Source organism: Bradyrhizobium sp., assembly GCF_049691595.1.
Taxonomy (GTDB): domain Bacteria; phylum Pseudomonadota; class Alphaproteobacteria; order Rhizobiales; family Xanthobacteraceae; genus Bradyrhizobium.
Genome location: NZ_JBAVNZ010000358.1, coordinates 1 through 7,693 on the forward strand (window position 1 = coordinate 1; position 7,693 = coordinate 7,693).

Annotated in this window: 7 protein-coding genes; 2 read left to right on the forward strand and 5 right to left on the reverse strand. The window is 64.1% G+C overall.

Going from position 1 to position 7,693, the window contains the following annotated elements:
- Positions 1–223 precede the first annotated feature (223 nt).
- The 4 genes from WCE35_RS15730 to WCE35_RS15745 all read right to left on the reverse strand — a co-directional run bounded on the left by WCE35_RS15730 (position 224) and on the right by WCE35_RS15745 (position 3,745).
- Positions 224–1,288 carry a UPF0104 family protein gene (locus WCE35_RS15730; RefSeq protein WP_424594264.1) on the reverse strand — a complete coding sequence of 355 codons (1,065 nt, stop codon included), beginning with the start codon at positions 1,286–1,288 and terminating at the stop codon, positions 224–226.
- A gap of 238 nt (positions 1,289–1,526) precedes the next feature.
- Positions 1,527–2,042 carry a DinB family protein gene (locus WCE35_RS15735; protein WP_424594265.1) on the reverse strand — a complete coding sequence of 172 codons (516 nt, stop codon included), beginning with the start codon at positions 2,040–2,042 and terminating at the stop codon, positions 1,527–1,529.
- A 9-nt stretch (positions 2,043–2,051) separates the two neighbouring features.
- Complete coding sequence (locus WCE35_RS15740; RefSeq protein WP_424594266.1) at positions 2,052–2,348, reverse strand: hypothetical protein; 297 nt, start codon at positions 2,346–2,348, stop codon at positions 2,052–2,054.
- Between the two features lie 2 nt (positions 2,349–2,350).
- A complete protein-coding gene (locus tag WCE35_RS15745) occupies positions 2,351–3,745 on the reverse strand; it encodes an OmpA family protein (RefSeq protein WP_424594267.1) in 1,395 nt (464 codons plus the stop codon).
- Positions 3,746–3,912: 167 nt separating this feature from the next.
- Here WCE35_RS15745 and WCE35_RS15750 point away from each other — a divergent pair, with 167 nt between their 5' ends.
- Positions 3,913–4,971: a polysaccharide deacetylase family protein gene (locus tag WCE35_RS15750; RefSeq protein WP_424594268.1), complete on the forward strand. Its 1,059-nt coding sequence runs from the start codon at positions 3,913–3,915 to the stop codon at positions 4,969–4,971.
- 194 nt (positions 4,972–5,165) lie between these two features.
- A complete protein-coding gene (locus WCE35_RS15755) occupies positions 5,166–5,972 on the forward strand; it encodes an SDR family oxidoreductase (protein ID WP_424594269.1) in 807 nt (268 codons plus the stop codon).
- Positions 5,973–6,183: 211 nt separating this feature from the next.
- On the opposite strand, the gene boxB is transcribed toward WCE35_RS15755, so the two are convergent.
- The gene (gene boxB, locus WCE35_RS15760) at positions 6,184–7,620 is read right to left on the reverse strand and encodes a benzoyl-CoA 2,3-epoxidase subunit BoxB (protein ID WP_424594270.1); all 1,437 of its coding nucleotides are present in this window, start codon (positions 7,618–7,620) and stop codon (positions 6,184–6,186) included.
- Positions 7,621–7,693 lie beyond the last annotated feature (73 nt).

Here is a 7,693-nt window from a genome sequence, read left to right on the forward strand (position 1 = left end):
GCGATGCAGATGAAAGCCGCGCACGCCCGCACCAGCGCGAGTTCGCCGAACGCCACGAGCACGCTCAGCGTGAGGCCGGCGGCGAGCAGGATGATGGCCGAATGCCGCAACCGGTCCGGCCACGGCGAAAACAGGGAGGCAGAAGCATCGTCAATGGCCATCGCACCGGCTTTCTTCCCGTCCGTCCTTGGCACGTTTTCCTGCAGGCTTTCGTCCGAAAACGCTATTGCCCGCTCCGTCCGGCGCCGCTGTCTCCGTGCTCGCGCACATAGACGGCCTCGCGGCGCGGCTCGGCGCCAGGCGTCAACCGGCGCAGGCGCTTCAGTCGCGCCCCGAGAATAACCTCCCGAAACGTCAGTAAGATTACAGATATGACAAAAGGCGCGATATAATAGAGGACGCGGAACAGCAGCATCCCGCCGAGCAGGTCTTCGCGGTCCATCTGCCAGAGGCCGACCAGCATGGCGGCATCGAACACGCCAAGCCCGCCGGGGGAGTGGCTGGCAAAGCCCAGCAGCGTCGCCGAGACGAAGATGACGGCGACCACGACGAAGCCGAGATTGGGCTCGTCCGGCACCAGCACATACATCGCCAGCGCACAGAAGCCGAGATCGACGATGCCGATGCCGATCTGCAGCAGCGTCAGCGGACCGCCCGGCAATGTCACCGTCCACGGCCCGCGGCCGACCACCCGCGGCTGGGTCCAGACCCAAACCACATAGGCCACCAGCCCGACGATGATGGCGAATGCCGCCACGCGGTTCAGCCAGGGCGGAAGTTGATCGATGGCGGCCGCGGCTTCCGGGTGAAAGGCGATGCCCAGGCCGAGCACCGCGGCATTGCCGAGCCAGAAGGTCAGCCCGGCCAGGAAGCAGATTTTGGCGACGTCGATCGCGTTCAGCCCCCAGGCCGAATATATCCGGTAGCGCACCGCGCCGCCGGTGAAAACGCTGGCGCCGACATTGTGCCCGATCGAATAGCTGGTGAAAGCGGCGAGCGCGTTGACGCGATAGGGAACATGGCCGTGGCCGATCGCGCGAACCGCGAACAGGTCATAGAAGGTCAGGGTGAAATAGCCCGCCGCCACGAACAGCGCCGCCAGCGCGATCTGGCGCGGCTCGGTACTCTTGATGGCCTCGATCACCTCGTTGGAATCGATGCCGCGCAGCATATGGTAGAGCACGTAGCATGCGATCCCGATGACCGTGATGCTGACCGCAACCCCGAGCTTGTGCAGGATTTGCCTATGGCGCAGAAACACGATCGCCCTGCGTATTGCTTCCAGCATCTAGACCTCGAATGACGATCCCGCGACGGCGGCACCCGGGCAAACCCCGCCGACGCAACGCTGCTCCCTATCCCCTCTGGTAGCGCGTTTTGGGTCGGAGTGGAATTCGACTGACGACGATAAAACGCGCTTGTTCAACATATTAGGGGACATTCGTGACGGTGGCTGCACAGATTTGCTGCATTCGCGCCAGCCGAACACGGTTTCGACAGGTCGTGACCGCGCCTGCAAAATACCGTCACGCGGCCGACCTGGCCTGGAGCCGCTGGTAGATCAGCAGATCAAGCTCCGGCGCCTTTCCGGCAAGCCCGGTCAACAGCGCGTGGACCTGGCCGCGGTGATGGGTCTGATGGTTGAACCAGTGCGCCAGCGCCGGCGCCAGCGGCTGCTCGAACTGTTCCGGTGTGGAGACGCGGCGGTATTTGATGGTCCCCGCAAGGCGGGCATCGTCCAGCCCGTCGACGAAATCGACGATGCGCCGGTCCTCGGCCTCGCGCGTCTGGCGCAGCCGGTCGAAGGTTTCGAACAGGATGGCATCGAGCCGGTCCGGCGCGTCGCCGGTTCCGGTGAAGCGCCGCATCCAGATCCGGTCGGTCGCCAGCAGATGATTGAGCGTGCCATGGACGGATTTGAAAAAGACGCCGCGATCGGCGCGGTATTGCGCATCGCTGAGTTGCGCCGCTGCGCCGTAGAGCCGCGCGTTGGCCCATGCATTGTAGTGACCGAACATCCGATAATGGGCCAATGGCGTCATGGCAGATCCTCAGGCCGAAGGCGTCGAGCGCGAAACCACCCGGTCGCGCAGCCAGGATCCGACCGCGCAGCCGCATAGATAGAATGCGAACATGATCAAAGCGAGGTCGAGCCAATAGCCGAGGCGGCCGGGAACGGCACGCGCGAGTGCGGCCGCGGCCAGCGCCGCCGCCAGGGCCGCGAGCCAGCGCGCCGCGGTTTTCGAGACTCCCGGGCCGCGATGGACCACCGATATCCAGCCCATCGCCAGGCCGAGCAGGAGCGCGGCCACCAACCAGCCCCAAAAGAATGCCGCGAGATAGGTCATCTTCACTTCACCACAAAATCGATGCGGCGGTTCTGCGCCTTGCCATCTTCGGTTTCATTGCCGGCGACCGGCTGCGTACTGCCGTAGCCGACCGGGGTGAACCGGCTTGCCGGCAATCCCGCCTTGACCAGATAATCCGTTACCGCCTGGGCGCGCCGTTCCGAGAGCGCCTGGTTGGCGCTTTCCTCACCAGCGCTATCGGTATGTCCGGCGATCTCGATATTGGCGGTCGGACAACGCAACGCGGTTTCGATCAGGCGGTCGAGCAGCCCCGCGGAATCCGGCACGATGTCGGCCTTGCCGGATTCAAACCGGATTTTGCCCTTGCCGAGCAGATCCGCGAATAATTGCTGGCAGACGGTGGCGTCGACCGGCGCCGCCGCGGGCTTGACCGAAATATCGGCCTTGTACTGCCAGCCCTGCGGAAAGTCCTTGCCGAGGCCGGCGCGGATCTGATTGCCGGCCGCATCATGGAGCGCGTCGCCCGACAGCCTGACCTCGCGGTCGGACACCACCAGCGTGCCGGTCGAAAGCCGCGACAGCGCGCCCAGTGCCGGCACCACCGCGCCGGCGAACCCTGTGGGCGCGCCGACGCTTGCCTTGAGGTTGTCGACGACCTTCTCGCTGAAGAATTTGCGTCCCGCCGCCGCCACCAGCGCCGCATGGACGTTGTTATCGGGCACATAGCCGGTCAGCGTCAGCGTCACCGCGACCGGATCCTTGTAAGCCTGGAACACATAGGGTGGCGCCTTGATGTCGTTGGCGGCGACCGCGTACCCCTCGGGCAGATTTTTTAGCGCCGCGGCGATCGCCTCCCGTCCGCCAAGTTCGCGCGCCATGCCGGCAAGGCTGACCCTGGTGTCGGTCAGCGTGATCTTGCCGTCTTTCAGCTTGCCGATCTGGTCAAGCAGCAGCAACGCGGCATTGTCGAACCGCGATGGCGCGCCGCGCGACAGATTCATCTGATCGGCGACTTCGACACCGGCCAGATTGGTGCGGGCCGCTTCCAGCAACTTGCCCTTGCTCGCCGGCAAGGGGGCGCTGCCGCCCAGCGTCACCCTGACGACATCGCGCTCCGCCGACCAGACGAACGGCTTGGCTTCCGGGACGAGACGGGTTTCATCATTGACCAGCCGCACCCCCGGCACGGATTCCACCGCCACTACCGCGCTGAGACGGCCGTCTTCCGAGAACGCTTCCGCCGAAAACGTCACGTCGCGGCCATCGACCGCGATTCGTCCTTTGTCGAGCACGATATCCTTGAGCGCGGCGGTTGACCGCGCGGCCAGGTCCGCTTCCACGGGTGGGGTGCTTGTCCAGGCCGCGATAGCCCAAAAGATGACCAGAGGAACGACGCCCGGCCACCATTTGCTGCTCCATCTGAAAAGTCCGTTCATTCGGGGTCCTGCGGCTCCGGGAACAGAGAGAAAACAAACCCTTGGCGGGCTGTCAAACCCGAAATAGTACCGACGGCCAGGGCCGCGGATATTTGCTCAAGCTAACCGTTTCTTCAGCGGTCGTTCGCTAATTTTGAGCGGTACTCCAACCGGCCAGCCGCGCTTTGATGAGACAGTTACGCAACACCGTCATCCGTGCCGGGCTGCAAGCGCTTTACTTCTCAGGCGCGCATTACCTGATGCGACCGATTTTCGCGGGCATCGGCGCCATTTTCATGCTGCACCAGGTCCGCCCGCGCCGCGACGGCGCATTCCAGCCCAATCGCCATCTCGAGGTCGAACCGGAGTTCTTGCACGCGACGCTCATGCATCTGCGCGCGCTCGACATCGACATCGTCACCATGGACGAGGCGCATCGGCGGCTGGCCGAAGGTGATTTTTCGCGGCGCTTTGCCTGCTTCACCTTCGACGACGGCTATCGCGACAACCGCGATTTCGCGCTGCCGGTGATGCGTGAATTCGGCGCACCGCTCATGGTCTATGTCGCCAGCGATTTCGCCGAGGGTGCCGGCCGGCTGTGGTGGATCGCATTGGAGATGGCGATCGCAAAAGCCTCCTCGGTCGAAATTCCCTTCGACGGCGTTTTGACGCGCTTCGATACCGGCACGCCGCCTGCCAAGCAGGCCACGTTCGGCCGGCTGCACGATTGGCTGCTGGGCTTGCCGGGCGAGCAAGACATCCAGCGCGAAGTTTCCGCACTGTGCGCGCGTCATGGGGTCGATGAGGCCGGGATCGCCCGCGACCTCTGCATGTCGTGGGATGAATTGAAGAACTTCGCGGACGATCCGCTGGTCACGATCGGCGCGCACACGGTCACGCATTGCAATCTGGCAAAGCAGTCCGAGGCGACCGCGTCGTTCGAGATGCAAACCAGCCGCACGCGGATCGAAGAGATGCTGGCGCGGCCCGCGCTGCATTTTGCCTATCCCTATGGCAACCGGATCGCCGCCGGGCCCCGCGAATTCGCCCTCGCCCGGGCGTGCGGATTCAAGACCGCGGTGACGACGCGGCCGGGAATGCTGTTCCCGGAAAGCGCCGGCCATCTGACTGCGCTGCCGCGGGTCTCGCTCAACGGCAATTACCAGGACGCGCGCATCCTCCCGGTCCTGACCTCCGGCGCCGCCACCGCGGTGTGGAACGGCTTTAGGCGCATCGACGCAGCGTGACCTCGTCGTCCCTGCGAAAGCAGGGACCCATAACCGCCGATATCCATTGTTGCGCAAAGCTGGAATGGCCCATCTATTCCAACAACAAACATCTGTGGCTATGGGTCCCTGCTTTCGCAGGGACGACGAGAGAGTGTTCCTTGACTCATCGAACCCTCACGCCCAGAACCACGGGCAGAGCAACGGAGGAACGCATGTTCAAGGACCTGTTCTCGCTTCACGGCCGCGTCGCTGTCGTGACCGGGGGATCGCGCGGCATCGGCAGGATGATCGCGGCCGGCTTTCTCGCGCAAGGCGCGGCGAAAGTCTACATCACCGCGCGCAAGGCCGCTCCCTGCGAGGCCACCGCCAAAGAGCTTTCGGCCGAATATGGCGGCGAATGCATCGCGCTGCCGATCGACATCTCGAATCTCGCCGGCATCGACCTGCTGGCGGCAGAGATCAGGAAGCGCGAGCCGAAACTCGATATTCTCGTCAACAATGCCGGCGCGGCATGGGGCGCGGATTTCGACGAATTCCCGGAGAGCGGCTGGGACAAGGTGATGAACCTCAACGTCAAGACGCCCTTCTTCCTGACCAAGGCGCTGGCCGCGCCGTTGCGCGCCGCTGCGACCGCGGACAAGCCCGCCAAGGTCATCAACATCGCCTCGATCGACGGCATCTTCGTCAATCCGATGGAGACCTATTCCTATGCCGCGAGCAAGGCCGGGCTGATCCACCTGACCCGGCGGATGGCGGTGAAGCTGATCAAGGACCATGTGGTGGTGAGCGCGATCGCGCCGGGGCCGTTCAAATCGGACATGAACAAGGCCGCGCGTGACCATGCCGACGAAGTGGCGACCCGTGTGCCGTCGGGACGCATCGGCACCGACGAGGATATGGCGGGAGCTGCGATCTATCTCGCCTCCCGCGCCGGCGATTACGTGGTCGGCGCCACCATCGCGGTCGATGGCGGCATCGTCTATGCGAATGCGGGGATCAAGGGCGACGGCTGGGATTAACTGACGCGAGCGGCGGCAGCGGTAGACTCCCTCGCCCCGCCTCTTGCGGGGCCGAGACGAGCAAAGCTCGCTCTGAAAGGGTTGGGGTGAGGGGCGGCTTCCGCAAACCGACTGACGAAGGCGTACGCGGTGACTCCCCCTCACCCGAAATTCGAGCTGTGCTCGAATTTCGACCTCTCCCCGCAGGCGGGGCGAGGTAAGGAAGAGAACCTCACGTCTCGATCTTCACATACTCGAAATCGCCGGGCTTGTTGTCGATGCCGACCTTGGGCGGCGCGATCCATGGCGCGTAGGCGCCGGCCTCGGTGACGGGCGCCATCAGCGACGCGATGAAGTCGCCATCGTCGGATGACGGCAGCCATTCGCTTCTGCGCCGGTTCCAGGTGGCCTCGTCGATCAAAACGCCCTCCGGCGTGGCGTGGACGTCTCTGAACTCGCCGATCTGGCGATGGAAGGCGACATTCGGCAAGGCCAGCCTGAAATCAAGGCCGGCGAGCGAGATGATCTTGTTCCAGCGCAGCAGGCCCTTGACGCAGTCCTGGGTATAATCGTCGCGCAGGCGCATGTTGAGCGCGGTCAGCGCCGGCTCGTCGACCCGCTTGATCTCGCCATCGACCAGCTTGAGCACCGGATAGGTCGCGTTCTGCAGGCGGTGGTCGTCGTCGATCTGGGTCTCGCGGTAGCGGCCCTTGATGCCGGCATTGAAGGCATTCGCCGCATTGGTCGAGACCTCCGAGCCGAACAAATCGAGCGACAGCGAGTAGTGCAGGTTCAGCTTCTTCTGGATGGTCGGCAGGTCGATCACGCCCAGCGCGCGCACCCTGGCGATATCGGCGGGATCGCCGATGCCGGCGGCCTGCATCGCCTCACAGGTTCGCTGCACGACGCGGCTGATGCCGGTTTCGCCGACGAACATGTGGTGGGCTTCCTCGGTCAGCATGAAGCGACAGGTGCGCGACAGCGGATCGAAGCCGGATTGCGCGAGGCTGTGCAACTGCATCTTGCCGTCGCGATCGGTGAAGTAGGTAAACATGAAGAACGACAGCCAGTCCGGCGTCGCCTCGTTGAAGGCGCCCAGCATGCGCGGTGAGTCGGCGTCGCCGGAGCGGCGGCGCAGCAACTCGTCGGCCTCCTCGCGGCCGTCGCGGCCGAAATATTTCTGCAGCAGATACACCATCGCCCAGAGATGGCGGCCTTCCTCGACATTGACCTGGAACAGATTGCGCAGATCGTAGAGCGAGGGCGCGGTCCTGCCGAGATGACGCTGCTGCTCGACCGATGCCGGCTCGGTGTCGCCCTGGATCACGATCAGGCGGCGCAAGGTGGCGCGATGCTCGCCCGGCACTTCCTGCCAGACCGGCTTGCCGAAATTCTCGCCGAACGGAATGACGCGGTTCTCTTCCTGCGGCGCCAGCAGGATGCCCCAGCGATAATCCGGCATCTTGACATAGTCGAACTTGGCCCAGCCACGCGGATCGACCGAATAGGCGGTGCGCAAATAGACCAGCGACTGCTGAAAACCGTCCGGCCCCATATCGTTCCACCAGTCGATATAGCCGGGATGCCAGCCCTCCAGTGCCTTGAGCACCTGGCGATCCTCGCTGAGATTGACGTTGTTGGGAATCTTGGTCGAGTAATCGACGTTCATGACGTTCATGGCTTCAGTCTCCCGTGTTGGGGCGATCTTGTTTGGCGAATGGCGAGTAGCGAATGGCGAATGG